Annotated in this window: 18 protein-coding genes; 14 read left to right on the top strand and 4 right to left on the bottom strand. The window is 69.5% G+C overall.

The features are described from left to right. The first annotated feature begins 11 nt into the window (after nucleotides 1-11). From coaD to mutM, 6 genes are all read left to right on the top strand, one after another. The gene (coaD, locus tag FGD71_RS07285; RefSeq protein WP_181359138.1) at nucleotides 12-491 is read left to right on the top strand and encodes a pantetheine-phosphate adenylyltransferase; all 480 of its coding nucleotides are present in this window, start codon (nucleotides 12-14) and stop codon (nucleotides 489-491) included. A 122-nt stretch (nucleotides 492-613) separates the two neighbouring features. Next, nucleotides 614-1,714: a DivIVA domain-containing protein gene (locus tag FGD71_RS07280; protein WP_119099573.1), complete on the top strand. Its 1,101-nt coding sequence runs from the start codon at nucleotides 614-616 to the stop codon at nucleotides 1,712-1,714. A gap of 185 nt (nucleotides 1,715-1,899) precedes the next feature. Further along, entirely contained in the window at nucleotides 1,900-2,544 is a 645-nt protein-coding gene (locus tag FGD71_RS07275; RefSeq protein WP_119099572.1) for a YceD family protein, read from the top strand. 2 nt (nucleotides 2,545-2,546) lie between these two features. Beyond that, nucleotides 2,547-2,720, top strand: coding sequence for a 50S ribosomal protein L32 (gene rpmF / locus FGD71_RS07270; protein WP_028802425.1), 174 nt, complete (start codon nucleotides 2,547-2,549; stop codon nucleotides 2,718-2,720). Between the two features lie 19 nt (nucleotides 2,721-2,739). Continuing rightward, on the top strand, nucleotides 2,740-3,642 hold the full coding sequence (gene rnc / locus FGD71_RS07265; RefSeq protein ID WP_119099571.1) for a ribonuclease III: 903 nt from the start codon (nucleotides 2,740-2,742) through the stop codon (nucleotides 3,640-3,642). A 142-nt stretch (nucleotides 3,643-3,784) separates the two neighbouring features. Continuing rightward, complete coding sequence (mutM, locus tag FGD71_RS07260; protein ID WP_119099570.1) at nucleotides 3,785-4,678, top strand: bifunctional DNA-formamidopyrimidine glycosylase/DNA-(apurinic or apyrimidinic site) lyase; 894 nt, start codon at nucleotides 3,785-3,787, stop codon at nucleotides 4,676-4,678. Here mutM and FGD71_RS07255 read toward each other — a convergent pair. Together FGD71_RS07255 and FGD71_RS07250 are read right to left on the bottom strand one after the other, a co-directional pair. Continuing rightward, nucleotides 4,649-5,059 carry a winged helix-turn-helix transcriptional regulator gene (locus FGD71_RS07255; RefSeq protein ID WP_119099569.1) on the bottom strand — a complete coding sequence of 137 codons (411 nt, stop codon included), beginning with the start codon at nucleotides 5,057-5,059 and terminating at the stop codon, nucleotides 4,649-4,651. The genes mutM and FGD71_RS07255 overlap by 30 nt on opposite strands. A gap of 73 nt (nucleotides 5,060-5,132) precedes the next feature. Continuing rightward, nucleotides 5,133-6,269 carry a CAP domain-containing protein gene (locus FGD71_RS07250; protein WP_240436443.1) on the bottom strand — a complete coding sequence of 379 codons (1,137 nt, stop codon included), beginning with the start codon at nucleotides 6,267-6,269 and terminating at the stop codon, nucleotides 5,133-5,135. Between the two features lie 110 nt (nucleotides 6,270-6,379). On the opposite strand from FGD71_RS07250, the gene FGD71_RS07245 reads away from it, so the two are divergent. From FGD71_RS07245 to FGD71_RS07230, 4 genes are all read left to right on the top strand, one after another. Next, complete coding sequence (locus FGD71_RS07245) at nucleotides 6,380-6,661, top strand: acylphosphatase (protein WP_119099568.1); 282 nt, start codon at nucleotides 6,380-6,382, stop codon at nucleotides 6,659-6,661. Between the two features lie 392 nt (nucleotides 6,662-7,053). Beyond that, nucleotides 7,054-7,257 (top strand): hypothetical protein, encoded by a 204-nt coding sequence (locus tag FGD71_RS07240; RefSeq protein ID WP_119099567.1) that lies wholly within the window; start codon nucleotides 7,054-7,056, stop codon nucleotides 7,255-7,257. 219 nt (nucleotides 7,258-7,476) lie between these two features. Continuing rightward, on the top strand, nucleotides 7,477-11,118 hold the full coding sequence (locus FGD71_RS07235) for an AAA family ATPase (RefSeq protein ID WP_119099566.1): 3,642 nt from the start codon (nucleotides 7,477-7,479) through the stop codon (nucleotides 11,116-11,118). Between the two features lie 253 nt (nucleotides 11,119-11,371). Then, nucleotides 11,372-12,790, top strand: coding sequence for a sugar porter family MFS transporter (locus FGD71_RS07230; RefSeq protein ID WP_119099565.1), 1,419 nt, complete (start codon nucleotides 11,372-11,374; stop codon nucleotides 12,788-12,790). Nucleotides 12,791-12,928: 138 nt separating this feature from the next. On the opposite strand, the gene FGD71_RS07225 is transcribed toward FGD71_RS07230, so the two are convergent. Beyond that, on the bottom strand, nucleotides 12,929-13,909 hold the full coding sequence (locus FGD71_RS07225) for an LLM class flavin-dependent oxidoreductase (protein WP_119099564.1): 981 nt from the start codon (nucleotides 13,907-13,909) through the stop codon (nucleotides 12,929-12,931). A 230-nt stretch (nucleotides 13,910-14,139) separates the two neighbouring features. On the opposite strand from FGD71_RS07225, the gene ftsY reads away from it, so the two are divergent. Beyond that, nucleotides 14,140-15,339, top strand: a complete 1,200-nt coding sequence (gene ftsY / locus FGD71_RS07220; protein ID WP_119099563.1) for a signal recognition particle-docking protein FtsY — start codon at nucleotides 14,140-14,142, stop codon at nucleotides 15,337-15,339. Nucleotides 15,340-15,493: 154 nt separating this feature from the next. Here ftsY and FGD71_RS07215 read toward each other — a convergent pair whose 3' ends face one another. After that, nucleotides 15,494-16,156, bottom strand: a complete 663-nt coding sequence (locus FGD71_RS07215; RefSeq protein WP_119099562.1) for a bifunctional DNA primase/polymerase — start codon at nucleotides 16,154-16,156, stop codon at nucleotides 15,494-15,496. 438 nt (nucleotides 16,157-16,594) lie between these two features. On the opposite strand from FGD71_RS07215, the gene nsdA reads away from it, so the two are divergent. The 3 genes from nsdA (at nucleotide 16,595) to FGD71_RS07200 (ending at nucleotide 19,998) form a co-directional block, all read left to right on the top strand. Next, on the top strand, nucleotides 16,595-18,070 hold the full coding sequence (gene nsdA / locus FGD71_RS07210; RefSeq protein ID WP_119099561.1) for a transcriptional repressor NsdA: 1,476 nt from the start codon (nucleotides 16,595-16,597) through the stop codon (nucleotides 18,068-18,070). A gap of 306 nt (nucleotides 18,071-18,376) precedes the next feature. Beyond that, nucleotides 18,377-19,663, top strand: a complete 1,287-nt coding sequence (locus FGD71_RS07205) for an ammonium transporter (protein WP_119099560.1) — start codon at nucleotides 18,377-18,379, stop codon at nucleotides 19,661-19,663. Then, complete coding sequence (locus FGD71_RS07200; RefSeq protein ID WP_119099559.1) at nucleotides 19,660-19,998, top strand: P-II family nitrogen regulator; 339 nt, start codon at nucleotides 19,660-19,662, stop codon at nucleotides 19,996-19,998. Before FGD71_RS07205 ends, FGD71_RS07200 begins: the two co-directional genes overlap by 4 nt. The last annotated feature ends 130 nt before the right edge of the window (nucleotides 19,999-20,128 follow it).

Below are 20,128 nucleotides of genomic sequence, written 5' to 3'. Positions count from 1 at the left end.
AGGGACCCAAGTTGCGCCGCGCCGTCTGTCCCGGGTCGTACGACCCCGTGACCAATGGACATCTCGACATCATCGCCCGCGCCTCCAAGCTGTACGACGTGGTGCATGTCGTCGTGATGATCAATCAGTCGAAGAAGGGCCTTTTCACGGTCGAGGAGCGCCTCGAGCTGCTCCGCCAGGTCACCGCCGAGTACGGCAACGTCGAGGTGGAGTCCTTCCACGGCCTCCTCGTCGACTTCTGCAAGGAGCGCGACATCCCCGCGATCGTCAAGGGTCTGCGCGCGGTCAGCGACTTCGACTACGAGCTGCAGATGGCCCAGATGAACAACGGCCTGTCCGGAGTCGAGACCCTCTTCGTCCCGACCAATCCCACCTACAGCTTCCTCTCCTCGTCGCTGGTCAAGGAGGTCGCGGCCTGGGGCGGCGACGTCTCGCATCTGGTGCCGCCGCTGGTCCTGGAAGCCCTGAACAAGCGCCACAGAGAAGACTGAGACGCTCGCCGGCCCGACCGTACGGACCTGACAACCCGTCACCCGGTGTCGGATGGTGCGGGAGGGGTCGTACAGTCGATCCGTCCGTCTCCATCACAGCTGTAGAGAGTGGCGAGCACACGGTGGACGTGCAGAAGAAGCTCGATGAGATCGTCGCGGCGGTCGGCAGCGCCCGTTCCATGCCCATGTCGGCCTCGTGCGTGGTCAACCGCGCCGAGCTGCTCTCCCTGCTCGAAGAGGTGCGCCAGGCCCTGCCGGGCTCCCTCGCCCAGGCCCAGGAGCTCATCGGCGGCCGCGAGCAGATGGTCGAGCAGGCCCGCCAGGAGGCCGAGCGGATCATCGAGTCCGCGCACGCGGAGCGCGGCTCGCTGATCTCCGGCACCGAGGTCGCCCGCCGCTCCCAGAACGAGGCCGACCGCATCCTCTCCGAGGCCCGCCAGGAGGCCGAGGAGATCCGCGCGGAGGCCGACGACTACGTCGACTCCAAGCTCGCCAACTTCGAGGTCGTCCTCACCAAGACCCTCGGCTCCGTCGGCCGTGGACGCGAGAAGCTCCTGGGCACCGGACCCGGCGTCGACGAGCGCGGATACGAGGACGAGGACGCCCCCGAGCGCAGCCACGACCCCGAGACCCTGCGCCGCAACGCGGACGAATACGTCGACGTCAAGCTCGGCGCCTTCGAGGCCGTCCTGGCCAAGACCCTGGAGGCGGTCGGCCGCGGGCGCCAGAAGCTCCACGGCCGCATCGCCACCGACGACCTGGGCTCGCTCACGGACGACGGGGCTCCCGTGCAGCACACCACTGACGCCGAGTACCTGGACGGCCTCGCGGCCCCCGTGGCCACTCCCGGACGGCCCGCCGAACAGGCCCCGGACGTGCCCGCCCAGCAGCCGTACGGCGGGCAGGACCAGCAGCAGTACGCCTACCAGCAGCAGACAGACGCGTACGGCTATCAGCAGCAGTACGCCCAGCAGGACCCGTACGGGTACCAGCAGCAGGCCGATCCGTACGCCGCCTATCCGCAGCAGCAGGGATACGGTCAGCAGGCCGCGTACGACCCAGGCCAGGATCAGCAACAGGCGTACGGGCAACAGCAGCCGCAGCAGTCACAGCAGCAGCCGCAGCAGCAGCCGCAGGTCCTCGACGAGACCAGCCTCTTCGACACGGGCATGATCAGCGCCGAACAGCTGCGCCAGTACGAGCAGGAGCGCGGCGGAAGCTAGGCCCTTGTCCGGCGGGAGGCCGAGGCGAGGGCGCACACCGGCGCCCGGGGCTGCGGGCTCGCACCGGATTGGGCCGAGAGCGCAAGGTCCAGTATCCTGGCTCTTCGGTCGCGCGTACGTCCGCGATCCACGCTGCCCGGGAACATCCGGTGCGGCACCCCTGAGCTTCAAGATCGAAAGCAGGAATGGCCCTGAACGCCCGCCTCGACCATCGCAACCCTCTCGTGTTCGACACACATGAGCTGGGGCGACGTCCTGGTGCGCTGCAGCGCCTGACCCGTACGGTCGACGCTCCCAAGGATCTCGGTATCCAGGGTGTGATCGGAGTGCCGGAAGGCGCCCCGGTGGAGCTCGAACTCCGACTCGAGTCGGTCATGGAAGGTGTGCTCGTTACAGGCACCGCCCGTGCGCAGGCCGAGGGAGAGTGCGTAAGGTGTCTGGAGCCGCTCACGCTGGAAAGCGAAGCGGATTTCCAGGAGATGTTCTCGTACCCTGACGCCGACGACCGGGGCCGCGTGATCGCGGAACCGGGCGACGACGCCGAGGACGACGAGGACAGGCTCTTCCTCGAGGACGGTTTGTTCGACCTCGAGTCCGTGCTGCGTGACGCGGTGGTGCTCGCACTGCCGATGCAGCCGGTGTGCCAGGACGACTGCCCGGGTCTGTGCTCCGAGTGTGGAGCGCGGCTCGCTGACGACCCGGACCACCACCATGACGCCGTCGACATCCGTTGGGCGGCACTGCAGGGACTCGCCGGTTCACTCGAAGATGGCGAGAAGGACGAGATGAGCGGCGCCGAAGCGGGCGTCGACGAGAAGCAGGAGAAGTAGCCGTGGCTGTTCCGAAGCGGAAGATGTCGCGCAGCAACACGCGCCACCGCCGGTCGCAGTGGAAGGCTGCGGTCCCCACCCTGGTTGCGTGCGAGCGCTGCCACGAGCCCAAGCAGCAGCACATCGCCTGCCCCGCTTGCGGCACCTACAACAAGCGCCAGGTCCTCGAGGTCTGAGCGGCTGGTGAGAGGCTTCATGTCTGACGCCAAGGCGGATTCGAACGCCAAGAAAAAGGCGGACAACACAGCCTCGTCCCACACGCTTCTGGAAGGGCGGCTCGGGTACAAGCTCGAGTCCGCCCTTCTGGTGCGTGCGCTGACCCACCGTTCGTACGCGTACGAGAACGGCGGTCTGCCGACCAACGAGCGTCTGGAGTTCCTCGGGGACTCCGTCCTCGGTCTCGTGGTCACGGACACGCTGTACCGCACCCACCCCGACCTGCCCGAAGGCCAGCTGGCCAAGTTGCGGGCCGCGGTGGTCAACTCGCGTGCGCTGGCGGAGGTGGGCCGCGGGCTCGACCTGGGCTCCTTCATCCGGCTGGGCCGGGGCGAAGAGGGCACGGGCGGCAGGGACAAGGCGTCCATCCTCGCCGACACCCTCGAAGCGGTGATCGGCGCTGTCTATCTCGACCAGGGTCTCGATGCGGCGGGCGAGCTCGTCCACCGGCTCTTCGACCCGCTGATCGAGAAGTCCTCGAATCTGGGCGCGGGCCTGGACTGGAAGACCAGTCTCCAGGAGCTCACGGCGACCGAGGGGCTCGGTGTGCCCGAGTACCTGGTCAGCGAGACCGGCCCGGATCACGAGAAGACCTTTACTGCTGCCGCCCGCGTCGGAGGCGTCTCGTACGGCACCGGCACCGGCCGCAGCAAGAAGGAGGCGGAGCAGCAGGCGGCGGAGTCCGCCTGGCGTGAGATCCGCTCCGCCGCGGACGAGCGGATCGCGACGGCTCGCGCCAAGGCCGAAGCCGAGGAAGCCGAGGCGGCCAAGGCGGCTGAAGCAGCTTCGGCCGAAGCGGAGGCAGCCGAAGCGGAGGCGGCCGAGACGCACGGGACCGCCGGCAGCCCTTCGGCCCCGGCATCGGACGCCACACCGGCCTGACGTCACCGCCCTCCTCTCGAACCCCCGCCGGGCCTCGGCCCGACGGGGGATTTCGCTTCCCGGGAACCGGGCCGATCAGTGCCCTGCCCGACGCGATACGCTGCCGACATCCGTCGTCACCCCCGTGCCTCCGAGGAGCCCCGTGCCCGAACTTCCTGAGGTCGAGGTCGTACGGCGTGGACTGGAGCGCTGGGTCAGCGGGCGGGTCGTCGCCGACGCGGAAGTGCTGCACCCGCGTGCGGTACGCCGTCACATCGCGGGCGGCGACGACTTCGGAGCCCGGCTCAAGGGCCACCGGATCGGGCTCGCCCAGCGCCGCGGCAAGTACCTGTGGCTGCCGCTCGCCGACTCCGAGAGCGCCGTCCTCGCGCACCTCGGCATGAGCGGCCAGCTCCTCGTCCAGCCGGAGGGCGCACCCGACGAGAAGCACCTGCGCATCCGCGTCCGCTTCGCCGACGCCTTGAACACCGAACTCCGCTTCGTCGACCAACGCACCTTCGGTGGGCTCTCGTTGCACGCCACCACGGCCGACGGACTGCCCGACGTCATCGCGCACATCGCCCGCGATCCGCTGGACCCGCTGTTCGACGACGCGGCCTTCCACGAGGCGCTGCGGCGCCGGCGTACGACCATCAAGCGCGCTCTGCTCGACCAGTCGCTGATCAGCGGCGTCGGCAACATCTACGCGGACGAGGCGCTGTGGCGCGCGCGACTGCACTTCGAGCGCCCGACCACCGGTTTCACGCGCCCGCGCACCGCCGAACTCCTCGGCCACATACGGGACGTGATGGACGACGCCCTCACCGCCGGCGGCACCAGCTTCGACAGCCTGTACGTGAACGTGAACGGCGAGTCGGGCTACTTCGACCGGTCCCTCGACGCGTACGGACGAGAGGGCGAGCCGTGCCGACGCTGCGGCACGCTGATCCGGCGGCGGCCCTGGATGAACCGGTCCAGCTACTTCTGCCCGCGCTGCCAGCGTCCCGCCCGTCTCTCACCGCCGTCCTCAGCCGAGCGCTCCGCGCGCCCCACCTGACGCGCGCATCGCGTCGTAGCGCTCCCGCGCCGCCAGGATCTCGGCCATGTTCCCCTCCACGAAGTGGACGAGGGGCAGCAGTCGCTCGGCGACGCCGCGGCCCAGCGCAGTCAGTTCGTAGTCCACGCGCGGTGGGTTCGTGGGCTGTGCCTCGCGGTGCACGAGGCCGTCACGCTCCAGGGCGTGCAGCGTCTGGGACAGCATCTTCTCGCTCACGCCGTCCACGCGCCGACGCAGCTCGTTGAAGCGGAGCGAGCCCTCGTACAACGCCCCGAGGGTGAGCCCGCCCCAGCGCCCCGTGACGTGCTCCAGGGTGCCCCGGGAGGGACAGGCCTTGGAGAACACGTCGAACGGCAGATCCGGTCGCTCCGTGAGGTCCATACCCTCAGCGTACTCCGACGCAGCGCTAACCCACAGATGGCGCTAACCAATGGTTACCGCCCTGTTCGTTGTCTCAGTAGCCGAAGTTCTGCGTCCACCAAGGGCCGCCGGAGCCGAAGTGCACGCCGACGCCCAGGGTCTTGAAGTCGCAGTTCAGTATGTTCGCGCGGTGGCCGGGGCTGTCCATCCAGGCCGCCATCACCGCTGCGGCGTCGGCCTGCCCGCGGGCTATGTTCTCGCCGCCGAGGTTCGTTATGCCCGCCTTCTCCGCGCGGTCCCAGGGCGTGGCGCCGCTCGGGTCGGTGTGGTCGAAGAAGTTCCGGTCCGCCATGTCCTCGCTGAAGGCCTCGGCCAGCGCGGCCAGTGCCCTGGACGACGTCACGGGGCTGCAACCCACCTTCTTCCGCTCCTTGTTCACCAGCGAGAGCACCGCTGCCTCGGCCGCGGTCTCCGGGGACACCGCCTTCGGCGGGATGGGCTTGGGCACCTTCGTGGCCGTACGCGTGGGAGTCGGCTTCGTCGACTTCTCCGGCGCCTTCGTGGTCGGCTTCGCGGAAGGCTTCTTCGTGGGCTCGTCCGTCGCCTTCGTGGGCGTCGCCGACGGTGAGGGGGAGCGGTCGGCGTCACGACTCGTGCCCGAGTCGCCGCGGTCGTCCGGGGAGCCGTCGGTGCCGCCCTGCGTCTGAAGCCCGGTCGGTGAGTCCGCGGTCTGCACGTTGCCCGCGTTGTTGTCGCCGTTCGAGTCACCGCCGGGCAGCAGCCCGGAGGCGACCGCGACGGCACCCATCGCGACGGCGGCGGAGACGCCGAGCAGACCTGTGCGTACGGGCGTCGCGGCCTTCTTGCGGCGGCGCGAGCCACCGCGCCGAGGGCCGTCGAGAGGCGTGAAGCCGGGCGAGCCGGAGTACGGCGAGCGGGAGTACGGCGAGGCCGCGTACGCCGTGGTGGCGTACGCGTCGACGTCGCCCGTCGCGTAGAGGTAGGCGTCGCTGCTCTGGTAGGTGTCACCCGGCGCGTAACGGTCGCTCATGCCATGGCCGCCGGCGCTGACCGTGGAGAAGGGGTCAGTCGCGTAGTCACCCGCGTCGGCCGTCGAGTAGCCGCCCGTGTAGGTTCCGTGCGTTTGCGTGACCCCCGTGGCGCGGCCTGTGGCGGCGCGCCCGGCGGCGGAGCGTCGGTGGCGTCCCATCTCCTGGCCTTCCTCATCCATACGGTCAACGTTCCTCACTCGAACGGGTGAGGTTCATTGGGTGGGGACGGTACCGCATGGCGCAGGGGGAGGAAGCGCTCCCGGAGCAATTGCTTGGTTAGCGTGCAGCCATGAATGAAGATGTGCGGCTGGTGGCCTGGGTGCGCGGAAGGGTACAAGGTGTCGGTTTTCGCTGGTTCACGCGTGCCAAGGTGCTGGAGATCGGCGGCTTGAGTGGCTTTGCTCTCAATCTGCCGGACGGACGGGTCCAGGTGGTGGCGGAGGGCCCGCGGTCCGGATGCCAGGGGCTGCTCGACTGGCTCCAGGGCGACGACACGCCCGGCCTCGTCGAGGGTGTGACTGAGATTTGGGACACGCCCCGGGGCGGCTACGACGGCTTCGCCATCCGCTGAGATCCCTCGCTGTTCGACCGGTCGGAACACCCCAGGCCGAGCGCTCGGACAGGCCCGAGGCACCTGCCCCAGGCAGAAACCGCCTGGTGGTTGCCAAGAACCGCTTGCCGTGGCAGGCTCCGCAAGGAAGGATGATCGCCACGCCCTAAGGGCCCCCGAGGAGAGGCCGCGCCGCCAGTTTTCAGGCCGCGCGCCCGGGGCTGCCCGCCGATACGGGGCGTGATCGTGTTGACCGTCAAACTTTTTGGTGAGACGCTGAAAGCCCCGCGCACCTTAGCTGTTTGGCATGTAAGAACGGCAGCAAAAACTCAACAGTGCCAAGCATCAAGGGTGCGATTCCCTCACGACCCACACCGTTCCGGTCGGTCACTCAGTGTGGAGGACCATCCATCATGGCAAAGGCGCTTCTCGGTTACGTCGGCGGCTCCGACCCGCGACTCCTCGCCGAGATGCGACGGCTCCAGCAGCGCGTACAGGACCTGGAATCCGAGCTCGTACGGATCCAGGCGGAGAACGACGCGCTCTCGGCTGCCGCTTCTCACGACGAGCTTATGGAGAGCATCGACGTACCCCAGGCGGAGCCTGCGCTCACCTGATCACAAGCACCGCTACGACGCGATCAGTGATCAGCTGTCCGTGTCAGCCGCTCAACCAGTGTTTGCAAGGGACGCTTCGGCGTCCCTTCTTTCTTGGCCCCGCGTACTCTGTCCCGCGCACTCTTTCACTCTCTTTAACGTCTGGTGTGCCCTGCACGTTCATGGGCGAAACCGCGGGTTCATGGAGTGAGACAGAGGTGCGAGGTAGAGTCCAGCGGCGTGCACCTCAAGGCCCTGACCCTCCGCGGGTTCAAATCGTTCGCCTCGGCGACCACGCTGCGGTTCGAGCCGGGCATCACGTGTGTCGTGGGCCCCAACGGTTCGGGCAAGTCCAATGTCGTGGACGCGCTCAGCTGGGTCATGGGCGAGCAGGGGGCCAAGTCGCTGCGCGGCGGCAAGATGGAGGACGTCATCTTCGCCGGCACCACCGGGCGGCCGCCGCTCGGCCGCGCCGAGGTGTCCCTGACCATCGACAACTCCGACGGTGCGCTGCCCATCGAGTACGCCGAGGTCACCATCACGCGGATCATGTTCCGCAACGGCGGCAGCGAGTACCAGATCAACGGCGACACCTGCCGTCTCCTGGACATCCAGGAACTGCTCTCCGACTCCGGCATCGGCCGGGAGATGCACGTCATCGTCGGTCAGGGCCAGCTCGACTCCGTCCTGCACGCCGATCCGATGGGCCGCCGCGCCTTCATCGAGGAGGCCGCGGGCGTCCTCAAGCACCGCAAGCGCAAGGAGAAGGCGCTGCGGAAGCTGGACGCGATGCAGGCGAACCTCGCGCGCGTGCAGGACCTGACGGACGAGCTGAGGCGTCAGCTCAAGCCACTGGGCCGGCAGGCGGCGGTCGCGCGCCGGGCAGCGGTGATCCAGGCGGACCTCCGCGACGCCCGCCTGCGTCTGCTCGCCGACGATCTCGTACGACTCCGCCAGGCGCTCCAGGCCGAGGTCGCCGACGAGGCGGCGCTCAAGGAACGCAAGGACGCCGCCGAGGCCGAGTTGAAGAAGGCACTCCAGCGGGAGGCGCAGCTCGAGGACGAGGTGCGGCGCCTCACGCCACGGCTCCAGCGGGCCCAGCAGACCTGGCACGAGCTGTCGCAGCTGGCCGAGCGGGTGCGCGGGACGATCTCGCTGGCCGACGCGCGCGTCAAGAGCGCCACCACCCAGCCTCCCGAGGAGCGGCGCGGACGCGACCCCGAGGACATGGAGCGCGAGGCCGCTCGGATCCGTGAGCAGGAGGCCGAGCTGGAGGCGGCCCTGGAGGCGGCCGAGCGGGCCTTGGAGGACACGGTCGCCCATCGCGCCGAACTGGAGCGCGAACTGGCGATGGAGGAGCGGCGCCTGAAGGATGTGGCCCGCGCCATCGCCGACCGCCGTGAGGGGCTCGCCCGGCTGAACGGCCAGGTCAACGCGGCCCGTTCGCGTGCCGCCTCCGCCCAGGCCGAGATCGACCGCCTTGCCTCCGCGCGGGACGAGGCCCAGGAGCGGGCTGTCGCGGCGCAGGAGGAGTACGAGGCGCTCAAGGCCGAGGTCGACGGTCTGGACGCGGGCGACGCGGATCTGGCCGAGCAGCACGAGGCGGCCAAGTCGGCGCTGGCCGAGGCCGAGACCGCCCTCGCGACGGCCCGCGAGGCGGCCACGTCCGCGGAGCGCAGGCGCGCGGCCACCCAGGCCCGCCACGAGGCGCTGGCCCTCGGCCTGCGCCGCAAGGACGGCACGGGCGCTCTGCTGGAGGCGCAGGACCGTCTCACCGGACTGCTCGGCCCCGCCGCCGAGCTGCTGTCGGTCACCCCGGGCCACGAGGTCCCCCTCGCCGCCGCCTTCGGCGCAGCCGCGGACGCCATCGCGGTGACGACCCCGTCCTCGGCCGCCGAAGCCATCCGCCTGCTCCGCAAGCGGGACGCGGGACGAGCGGCCCTGCTGCTGGCGGGGGCGCCCGAGGAGACGGCGGCGAGTGCGGGCGCCCTTGCCGCGGCACAGTCGGCGGGGACTCGCCCCGCAGCCGCCCCGCCCTACGGCGACCCCGGCGGCGTACCGCCGGAGCGCGGCGCTCCCGGATACCCGTACGCCGCCGATCTGGTCCGGGGCCCCTCCGAGCTCATGCCCGCCGTACGCCGTCTGCTGCGCGGCATCGTGGTGGTGGGGACCCTTGAGGACGCCGAGGACCTTGTGTACGCGCGGCCCGATCTCACCGCCGTCACCGCCGAAGGCGATCTGCTCGGGGCGCACTTCGCGCACGGTGGGTCGGCAGGGGCGCCGAGCCTGCTCGAAGTGCAGGCATCCGTCGACGAAGCCGCTGCCGAGCTCGAAGAACTCGCCGTGCGATGCGAGGAGTTGACCGAGGCCCAGCATCTCGCCACCGAACAGCGCGGAGAACGTGTGGCGCTGGTCGAGGAGCTGGGGGAGCGACGGCGGGCCGGTGAGCGGGAGCGGTCGGCCGTCGCCCAGCAGTTGGGACGGCTGGCCGGGCAGGCGCGAGGGGCCGCCGGGGAGGCGGAGCGCAGTACCGCCGCGGCCACGCGGGCGCAGGAAGCCCTCGACAGGGCCGTACAGGAGGCGGAAGAGCTGGCCGAACGGCTCGCCGTGGCCGAGGAGATGCCGGTCGAGGAGGAGCCCGACACCTCCGTGAGGGACCGGCTCGCCGCCGACGGCGCCAATGCGCGGCAGACCGAGATGGAGGCCCGGCTCCAGGTGCGTACGCACGAGGAGCGGGTCAAGGGGCTTGCGGGGCGGGCCGATTCGCTGGACCGGGCCGCCCGCGCCGAACGTGAGGCACGCGCGCGTGCCGAGCAGCGCAGGGCGCGGCTCAGGCACGAGGCCGCCGTCGCCGAGGCCGTGGCCGCGGGCGCTCGGCAGCTCCTCGCGCATGTCGAGGTCTCGGTGGGCAGGGCCGACGAAGAGCGTGCCGCCGCCGAGAGAGCCAAGGCGCTGAGGGAGCAGGATCTCGTCGTGGCTCGCAACGAGGGGCGGGACCTCAAGGCCGAGCTCGACAAACTCACGGATTCAGTGCACCGCGGCGAGGTACTCGGCGCCGAGAAGCGGCTGCGGATCGAGCAGCTGGAGTCGAAGGCGCTGGAGGAGCTCGGTGTGGAACCGGCGGGTCTCGTGGCCGACTACGGCCCCGATCAGCTCGTGCCGCCCTCGCCCCCCGCCGAGGGCGAGGAACTGCCCGAGGACCCCGAGCACCCGCGCAACCAGCCCCGGCCGTTCGTCCGTGGTGAGCAGGAGAAGCGGCTCAGGTCGGCCGAGCGGGCCTACCAGCAGCTCGGCAAGGTCAACCCGCTGGCCCTGGAGGAGTTCGCGGCCCTGGAGGAACGCCACAAGTTCCTCAGTGAGCAGCTGGAAGACCTCAAGAAGACGCGCGCCGATCTTCTGCAGGTGGTGAAGGAGGTCGACGAGCGCGTCGAGCAGGTCTTCACCGAGGCCTTTTGGGATACGGCCCGGGAGTTCGAAGGTGTCTTCAGCCGGCTGTTCCCGGGCGGTGATGGGCGACTGATCCTGACCGATCCCGACAACATGCTCACCACGGGCGTGGATGTGGAGGCCCGGCCTCCGGGGAAGAAGGTCAAGCGCCTGAGCCTGCTGTCCGGTGGTGAGCGTTCGCTGACCGCCGTGGCGATGCTCGTGTCGATCTTCAAGGCGCGGCCGAGCCCGTTCTATGTGATGGACGAGGTCGAGGCGGCGCTCGACGACACCAACCTGCAACGGCTCATCCGGATCATGCAGGAGCTGCAGGAGGCCTCGCAGCTGATCGTGATCACCCACCAGAAGCGCACGATGGAGGTCGCCGACGCGCTGTACGGCGTCTCCATGCAGGGCGACGGGGTGTCGAAGGTCATCAGCCAGCGACTTCGTTAGCCGTGCGGGCCGCAGCTCTGCGGCTGCGGGTGCTGCGAGGCACATTACATTCAATCATTGAACACAAGTCCTTCACTTGCACAGGTGTGGTGTCGGTAAATCAAGCGTCACCCCCCTGTTGACTTCGATTCTTGAAGGCATAGCCTCGGAAAGATTGCATTTACCTTCAGGTGGTGGGCGGCAGGACGCTGTGCGCCGCCGGCAAGGTCCGCCCCCACCCCGGCAGCGAGGCCGGTGGCCCGAGGAGATACATGTGACCAGCTCAGCGCAGGCACTCAAGTCAGGAGCCCGAGAGGCTCATCCCGAGCATCTCGCCCATGTCATCTTCATCGCGGCCGCGGCCGCGATGGGCGGTTTCCTCTTCGGCTACGACAGCGCCGTGATCAACGGCGCCGTCGAAGCCATCCGGGACCGTTACGACATCGGCTCCGCAGCCCTGGCCCAGGTCATCGCCATCGCACTGATCGGCTGTGCGATCGGTGCCGCCACGGCGGGCCGGATCGCCGACCGCATCGGCCGCATCCGTTGTATGCAGATCGCGGCCGTGCTGTTCACGGTGAGCGCCGTCGGTTCCGCGCTGCCGTTCGCGCTGTACGACCTGGCCTTCTGGCGCGTCGTCGGCGGCTTCGCCATCGGTATGGCCTCTGTGATCGGCCCCGCCTACATCGCCGAGGTCGCTCCCGCCGCCTACCGGGGACGGCTCGCCTCCTTCCAGCAGGCCGCGATCGTCATCGGCATCGCCGTCTCGCAGCTGGTCAACTGGGGCATCCTGAACATCGCGGACGGCGACCAGCGCGGCAAGGTGATGGGCCTGGAGGCCTGGCAGGTCATGCTCGGCGTCATGGTGGTCCCGGCCGTCCTCTACGGCCTGCTCTCCTTCGCGATCCCCGAGTCGCCGCGCTATCTCATCGCCGCCGGCAAGGAGGCGCGCGCCCGTGAGGTGCTCGCCGAGGTCGAGGGCAAGGGCGTCGACCTGGACGCCCGCGTGCTGGAGATCGAGCAGGCCATGAAGAGCGAGCACAGGTCGGTCTTCAAGGACCTGCTCGGTGGCAGCTTCTTCTTCAAGCCGATCGTCTGGATCGGCATCGGCCTGTCCGTCTTCCAGCAGTTCGTGGGCATCAACGTCGCGTTCTACTACTCCTCGACGCTGTGGCAGTCGGTCGGCGTCGACCCGACGGAGTCGTTCTTCTACTCGTTCACGACGTCGATCATCAACATCGTGGGCACCGTGATCGCCATGATCTTCGTCGACCGGATCGGCCGCAGGCCGCTCGCGCTCATCGGTTCCGTGGGCATGGTGATCGGTCTCGCGCTGGAGGCCTGGGCCTTCTCCTTCGACCTCGTCGACGGCAAGCTGCCCAGTACCCAGGGCTGGGTGGCACTGATCGCCGCCCACCTGTTCGTCCTGTTCTTCGCCCTCTCCTGGGGTGTGGTCGTCTGGGTCTTCCTCGGCGAGATGTTCCCGAACAAGATCCGCGCCGCCGCCCTCGGCGTCGCCGCCTCCGCGCAGTGGATCGCCAACTGGGCCATCACCGCGAGCTTCCCGTCCCTGGCCGAGTGGAACCTCTCCGTGACCTACGTGATCTACACGGTCTTCGCCGCCCTCTCCATCCCCTTCGTACTCAAGTTCGTGACGGAGACCAAGGGCAAGGCGCTGGAGGAGATGGGCTAGGCCGGCCCGCAGGCCTCGCGGGCTCCCGAAGAGCCCACGACACCTTCCCGGAAGCCCGCGACAGCTCCCCGAAGCTCGGGGAGACGGGTCCAGTCCCCGCTGCCGTCTCCCCGTACCCGTAAGACGTACCGCCCCGGCTCATCCCTCGAGGTTCTTGAGCCGGGGCAGTACGTTTTCGCAGAACAGGTGCATGCTGCGCCAGCCCTCGTCGACCGGCATCCCGCCGGACAGCGGATGCAGTACGTAGCTGTCGAGGCCCTGGGCCAGGCACTCGTCCGGCGTCAGGATCCGGTACACGCCCTCGGCGCGCAGCTCGTCGACCGTCGTGGCCTGCGACTTCACCGCGGAACGGATGTCGCCGGACTGCCAGGAGGCGTACGTCCGCGCTTCGTGCAGGAGGTGCTCGCCGTGCTTGGCCCATACGCGGTCCGGGTCCTCGGCGAGGTGCAGCAGCGGGGTGACGGCCGCGGGCATCATGGTCCACCCCTCCGTGCCGTATTCGAGCAGGCGCTCCTTGTAGTACGCCTCCAGCTCCGGCAGATGCGCGCTCGGGAAGAACGGCAGCCCGAGCCGGGCGGCACGCCGGGCCGCGGCCTTCGACGAGCCCCCGACCAGCAGGAGCGGGTGAGGCCGGGTGAACGGGCGTGGTGTGATGCGGACCGTACGGCCGCGGAACTCGAACTCCTCGCCGGTCCAGGCCTTGAGTACCGTCTCCAGCAGCTCGTCCTGGAGCTTTCCACGCCGCTTCCACTCGACGTCGAAGAGCGCGTACTCCTCGGGCCGGTACCCGATCCCCGCTACGGTCACCAGGCGTCCGCCGCTGAGCAGGTCCAGTACGGCGATCTCCTCGGCCAGCCGCAGTGGATCGTGCAGCGGGCCGATGATCGCCGAGATGGTGACCGCGATCCGCCGGGTCGCTCCGAAGACCGCGCCCGCGAAGGCGAAGGGTGAGGGCAGCCAGTTGTTGGCGACGCCGTGGTGCTCCTCGGTCTGCACGGTGGTCATCCCGCGGTCGTCGGCGTACGCGGCCATCTCCAGGGCGGCCTGGTAGCGGGCGCTGAGTGATTCGCTCGTCGCGCCGGGTTCGACCAGGTTGAAGCGTATGACCGTGACAGGCATGGCGGGCCCCTTCGACGGGTTCTGGAGAAGGGGGACGGTAGCTGACGGGGCGTCAGACGGCTAGAGAGGCGACCTCAGCACGCCGCGGTGGGCCCGGGGGCGGACCCGTCCGGCCCGCGCCGAAGGACTGTCCGGCCCGCGCCGAAGGACCCGCCCGGCCCGCGGGGAAGGAAAGTCCCCGCGAGGAGGACGGACGATCGTCAGAGGGGTCACGCCATACTGGTGGAGTTATGGAAATCCTCATCCTTGCTGTAGTCATCGCCGTGGTCGTGATCGGCGCGCTCGGCGGGCTCGTCGTCGGCAGCCGCAAGAAGAAGCGGCTGCCCCCGCAGGCGCCCACCACGACGCCCGACATCACCGCCCCTCCGGCCGAGCCGCACGTCGGCGACGAGGCCGAGACTCCGCGCGAAGAACCGCGCCGCACGATCGAGGAGGTGGATCTTCCGGACACCTCGGGGGCCGTTGCCGTCGAGGAACCCCCGGCCGCCCCCGAGATCGAGATCCCCGAGCCGACCGCCGGGCGCCTGGTGCGTCTGCGCGCCCGGCTCTCCCGCTCACAGAACGCGCTCGGCAAGGGGCTGCTCACGCTGCTCTCGCGCGAGCACCTCGACGACGACACCTGGGAGGAGATCGAGGACACGCTGCTCACCGCCGATGTCGGGGTGCAGCCCACCCAGGAGCTGGTCGAGCGGCTGCGTGAGCGTGTGAAGGTGCTCGGCACCCGCACGCCCGACGAACTGCGCGGCCTGCTGCGCGAGGAGCTGCTCACGCTGGTCGGCGCCGACCTGGACCGCACCGTCCGGACCGAGCCGGAGGCGAGCAAGCCCGGCATCGTGATGGTCGTCGGCGTCAACGGCACCGGGAAGACGACCACCACCGGCAAGCTCGCCCGTGTCCTCGTGGCCGACGGCCGGAGTGTCGTCCTCGGCGCCGCCGACACCTTCCGTGCCGCAGCCGCCGATCAGCTGCAGACCTGGGGCGAGCGGGTCGGCGCACACACCGTGCGCGGCCCCGAGGCCGGCGACCCCGCCTCCGTAGCCTTCGACGCGGTCAAGGAAGGCAAGGAGATCGGCGCCGACGTCGTCCTCATCGACACCGCCGGGCGGCTGCACACCAAGACCGGCCTCATGGACGAGCTCGGCAAGGTCAAGCGTGTCGTCGAGAAGCACGCGCCGCTCGACGAGGTGCTGCTCGTCCTGGACGCCACCACCGGTCAGAACGGCCTGGTGCAGGCCCGTGTCTTCGCCGAGGTCGTCGACATCACCGGCATCGTCCTGACCAAGCTCGACGGCACGGCCAAGGGCGGCATCGTCGTCGCCGTCCAGCGCGAGCTGGGCGTCCCCGTCAAGCTCGTCGGTCTCGGCGAGGGCGCGGACGACCTGGCCCCGTTCGAGCCGGAAGCCTTCGTGGATGCTCTTATCGGCGACTGAGTGCGCGCACGCGAGTACCCGGAACCAGGTACACACCCGAGGCAGGGCCCCACGCCATGGTGCGGATGGTGTGGGGCCCTGCGTTCTTTGCGCCTGAACCGGCGCCGCTCTCGCGCATGTGGTCGCTCGCCGTCGTCAGCGCCGCCCGTCCGGGCTACACGCGCGAGCGATGCGTTACGTAGGCCAAAGTTCCCAGCAACAGCCTCGCGGCCGGCGGCTTCGTCGCCGTGTCGAGGGCGGGGGAGCGCAGCCAGCGGACCGGGCCGAGGCCGGCGCGGTCGGAGGGAGGGGCCGTGATGTACGTGCCGACGCCCAGGCCGTGCAGGTCGAGCGACGCGTCGTCCCAGCCCATGCGGTAGAGCAGCTCGGGCAGATCGGCCGCCGCGCCGGGGGCGACGAAGAAGTGAGCGCGGCCGTCCGGGGTCGCCGTCACGGGGCCCAGTGGGAGGCCCATCCGTTCGAGCCGGATCAGCGCGCGACGCCCGGCCGCCTCGGCGACCTCGATCACGTCGAAGGCGCGCCCCACGGGCAGCATCACCGCGGCGCCGGGGAACTCGCTCCAGGCCTCGGTCGCCTCGTCGAGCGTGGCACCGGCCGGGATGACCGGCGCGAAGCCCAGCGGATGGGACCCCGGGGCCGGGCAGTCGGTGCTGCCGCACGAGCAGGCCCCCGCGGCCGCTCGGGCGCCGGGCACGACGTCCCAGCCCCACAGTCCGGTGAACTCGGCCACGGCGGTGCACTCTGACGAGCGGCCGCGGCGCCGTGAGCCGGGTCGGATTTCGCGAATCCCCCGGCTGCCGCCGATCGTGAAGCCCATGCCCCCTCCAACGGGTTCAGCTCGCCGGTGGTTACGCGACGGAATCGGAACGTGACTCTGCGTTCCCACCGGTGTCTGGAGCCAAGCGGCGCCCGGGTGCGTCCCGGGTGGCGCGTTCGGCTTCGCGCGCCCCATCGTGCATCGCTCCGCCCACCCCTTGCCGTCTTGTGTCAAGTGAATCGCGTGGAGGTGATCAGGAGTTCATTCAAAGGGGTGGCGAATGGTGGCGTTTCGGGGTTCCCCGTGGCTGGACGGGTGATCGTAGGATTACTGTCGGTGCACGGTCCTGGGGGCGCATGCACTCGTGGGTATGCCGGAGGCAAGTCGGTTCCTCGTTCGAGAGGTGAGAACCACCGGACGGGCGACCGCGGTTACCGGCAATCTGGTAGGGCTTGGCGCACACAACGCGCAAGTGGTTTCAGGGATGGGGGCGTTCCAGTGGGCGGCAACGGCGGAAGCGGTACCAACGCTGAAAAGCGCCCCAACGATCTGCTGGGTTCGTGGTTCGTGCGCAGCGGCTGGTCCAAGGGCGAGCTGGCGCGCCAGGTGAACCGACGGGCCCGCCAGCTGGGGGCCAACCACATCTCCACGGACACCTCGCGTGTGCGCCGCTGGCTCGACGGGGAGAACCCGCGCGAGCCGATCCCGCGGATCCTGTCCGAGCTGTTCTCCGAGCGCTTCGGCTGTGTCGTCGCCGTCGAGGACCTCGGTCTGCACGCCGCACATCAGTCACCGTCCGTGTCCGGCGTCGACCTTCCCTGGACAGGCCCGCAGACCGTCGCGCTGATCAGCGAGTTCTCGCGCAGCGACCTGATGCTCGCCCGCCGCGGCTTCCTCGGTACGTCGCTGGCGCTGTCCGCCGGATCGGCGCTGATCGAGCCCATGCAGCGCTGGCTGGTGCCCGGCCCCACCGCGCACCGCGACGAGCCCGAGCCCCCCGCCGCCGCACGCCGCGCCGGCCGGCTGTCCAGGCCCGAGCTCGATCTCCTCGAGTCCACCACGGCCATGTTCCGGCAGTGGGACGCCCAGTGCGGTGGCGGCCTGCGCCGCAAGGCGGTCGTCGGCCAGTTGCACGAGGTGACGGACCTCCTGCAGGAGCCGCAGCCCGGGGCCACTTCCAAGCGCCTGTTCAAGGTCGCCGCCGAGCTCGCCGAGCTGGCCGGCTGGATGAGCTACGACGTCGGGCTGCAGCCCACCGCCCAGAAGTACTTCGTCCTCGCGCTGCACGCCGCGAAGGAAGCCGGCGACAAGCCGCTGGGCTCGTACATTCTCTCCAGCATGAGCCGCCAGATGATCCACCTCGGACGGCCCGACGACGCCCTGGAGCTGATCCACCTCGCGCAGTACGGGAGCCGCGACTGCGCGAGCCCGCGTACGCAGTCCATGCTGTATGCGATGGAGGCCCGGGCCTACGCCAATATGGGCCAGCCCGGCAAGTGCAAGCGCGCCGTCCGGATGGCCGAGGACGGCTTCCAGGACGCCGAGGAGTCCACCGAGCCCGAGCCCGACTGGATCCGCTTCTTCTCCGAGGCGGAACTGCACGGGGAGAACTCCCACTCCTACCGCGACCTGGCCTATGTGGCGGGCCGCAGCCCCACATACGCCTCACTCGCCGAGCCCGCGATGGCGAAGGCCGTCGACCTCTTCGAGAAGGACGCCGAGCATCAGCGTTCGTACGCACTCAACCTCATCGGGATGGCCACGGTGCATCTGCTGCAGCGGGAGCCCGAGCAGAGCGCGGTGCTGGCCAGAAAGGCCCTCGCGGTCGCCAAGAAGGTGCGCTCCGAGCGGGTCAACACTCGTATCCGAAAGACCGTCGACACGGCCGTACGCGACTTCGGAGACACTGCCGAGGTGCTGGATCTGACCGAGCAACTGGCCGTGGATCTGCCCGAGACCGCGGACGCGGTCTGACCCCGGGACTCCGGCCGCGGCCCGCCATCTCGAACCGCCCGACTCGGCTCCCTCACGCCAGGTCACCGGATGGCCGGCCGTGGCCGGTTCGCTGTCCTCGGGGGAAGGTTGCGCCAGGATAACGATCGGTCCTCACCCCACACGGCACTTCACCCAGTCGTAACACGACTGGCGTCTTCGTCATCTCCGTGCAACATGTCGGCGAGCCCCGTGAAACGGATTTGCGCCAGTCTCCTCACTACAGTCGGCCCTCCCCACAGCTTGAGCATCCGCACGGGCCGTTCCGACGACGAGGAGATACCGGCCTTGAACGGCACAGATACCGGATTCGTATTGATCAGCGCGGCGCTCGTCATGTTGATGACGCCCGGCCTTGCCCTCTTTTACGGCGGCATGGTGCGCTCCAAGAGCGTGCTGAACATGCTGATGATGTCCTTCATCTCGCTGGGCATCGTCAGCGTCCTGTGGGTCCTGTACGGCCACTCCCTCGCCTTCAGCGGCGACGCGGGTGGCTTCATCGGGAACCTGGACATGATCGGGCTGAAGGGCGTCAACGCCGACAGCACGATGGAGAACTTCGCGGGCGAGAAGATCTCACTCTTCGCCTTCTCCCTCTTCCAGATGCTCTTCGCGGTGATCACCGCCGCGCTGATGAGCGGTGCGCTCGCCGACCGCGTCAAGTTCAGCTCCTGGATGGTGTTCATCGGCGCCTGGGTCACCGTGGTGTACTTCCCGGTCGCCCACTGGGTCTGGGGCGGTGGCTGGCTCTCCCAGCTCGACCCGGCCGTGATCGACTTCGCCGGTGGTACCGCGGTGCACATCAACGCCGGTATCGGTGCTCTCGCGGCGGTCCTCGTCGTGGGCAAGCGGGTCGGCTTCAAGAAGGACCCGATGCGGCCGCACAACCTTCCGCTGGTCCTGCTCGGCACCGGCCTGCTGTGGTTCGGCTGGTTCGGATTCAACGCCGGCTCCGAGCTCGGCGTCGACGGCACCACCGGTCTGATGGCGTTCAACACGCAGATCGCGACCGCTGCCGCCATGATCGGCTGGCTGGTCTACGAGCGCATCCGTCACGGTGCGTTCACCACGCTGGGCGCCTGCTCCGGTGCCGTCGCCGGTCTCGTCGCGATCACCCCCTCCGGCGGCAGCGTCAACGCCTTCGGCGCCCTGCTGATCGGTGTCGTCGCCGGTGCGCTCTGCTCCTGGGCCGTCAGCCTCAAGTACAAGCTGGGCTACGACGACTCGCTGGACGTCGTGGGCGTCCACCTCGTCGGCGGTGTCATCGGCACCCTGATGGTCGGCTTCCTGGCCATCGGCGGAGTCGGCGGCGGCAGCCAGTTCCTGTCCCAGGCCATCGGTGCCTTCTCGGTCATGGGCTACACGTTCGTCGTGACCTACATCCTCGCCCTCGTCATCAAGAAGACGATCGGCTTCCGGGCCACCGAGGACGACGAGGTCAGCGGTATCGACCAGGCGCTCCACGCTGAGACTGCATACGACTTCAGCGGCGCGGCGGGTTCGCACATGTCCGGTTCCACCGCGTCCACCACTCCCGCGAAGAGCAGCGACGCTGCCAAGAAGGTTGAGGCATGAAGCTCATCACAGCCGTCGTGAAGCCCCACCGGCTCGACGAGATCAAGGAAGCTCTCCAGGCCTTCGGGGTACACGGCCTGACGGTCACCGAGGCCAGCGGCTACGGTCGGCAGCGGGGACACACTGAGGTGTACCGGGGCGCCGAGTACACGGTCGACCTGGTACCCAAGATCCGCATCGAGGTGCTGGCCGAGGACGACGACGCCGAGCAGATCGTCGACGTCATCGTCAAGGCGGCCCGTACCGGCAAGATCGGAGACGGCAAGGTCTGGTCCGTCCCGGTCGAGACGGCCGTCCGGGTCCGGACCGGCGAGCGCGGACCCGACGCGCTCTAAGGGCAGGGAAGAAGAACAGGAGTCGCTGGGTGACGAGTACGGACGTACGCAAGGAAGCAGAAGACTCGGGACCCAGCGGCTATGCGGCGGCCCGGCTGCGCCTCCTCCAGGAGGAGGCGCGGTCCGGGCC

Origin of the sequence: Streptomyces sporangiiformans, from assembly GCF_005768555.2 — a bacterium.
Classification (GTDB): Bacteria; Actinomycetota; Actinomycetes; order Streptomycetales; family Streptomycetaceae; genus Streptomyces; species Streptomyces sporangiiformans.
This window is presented reverse-complemented; position numbering and strand designations above follow the sequence as displayed.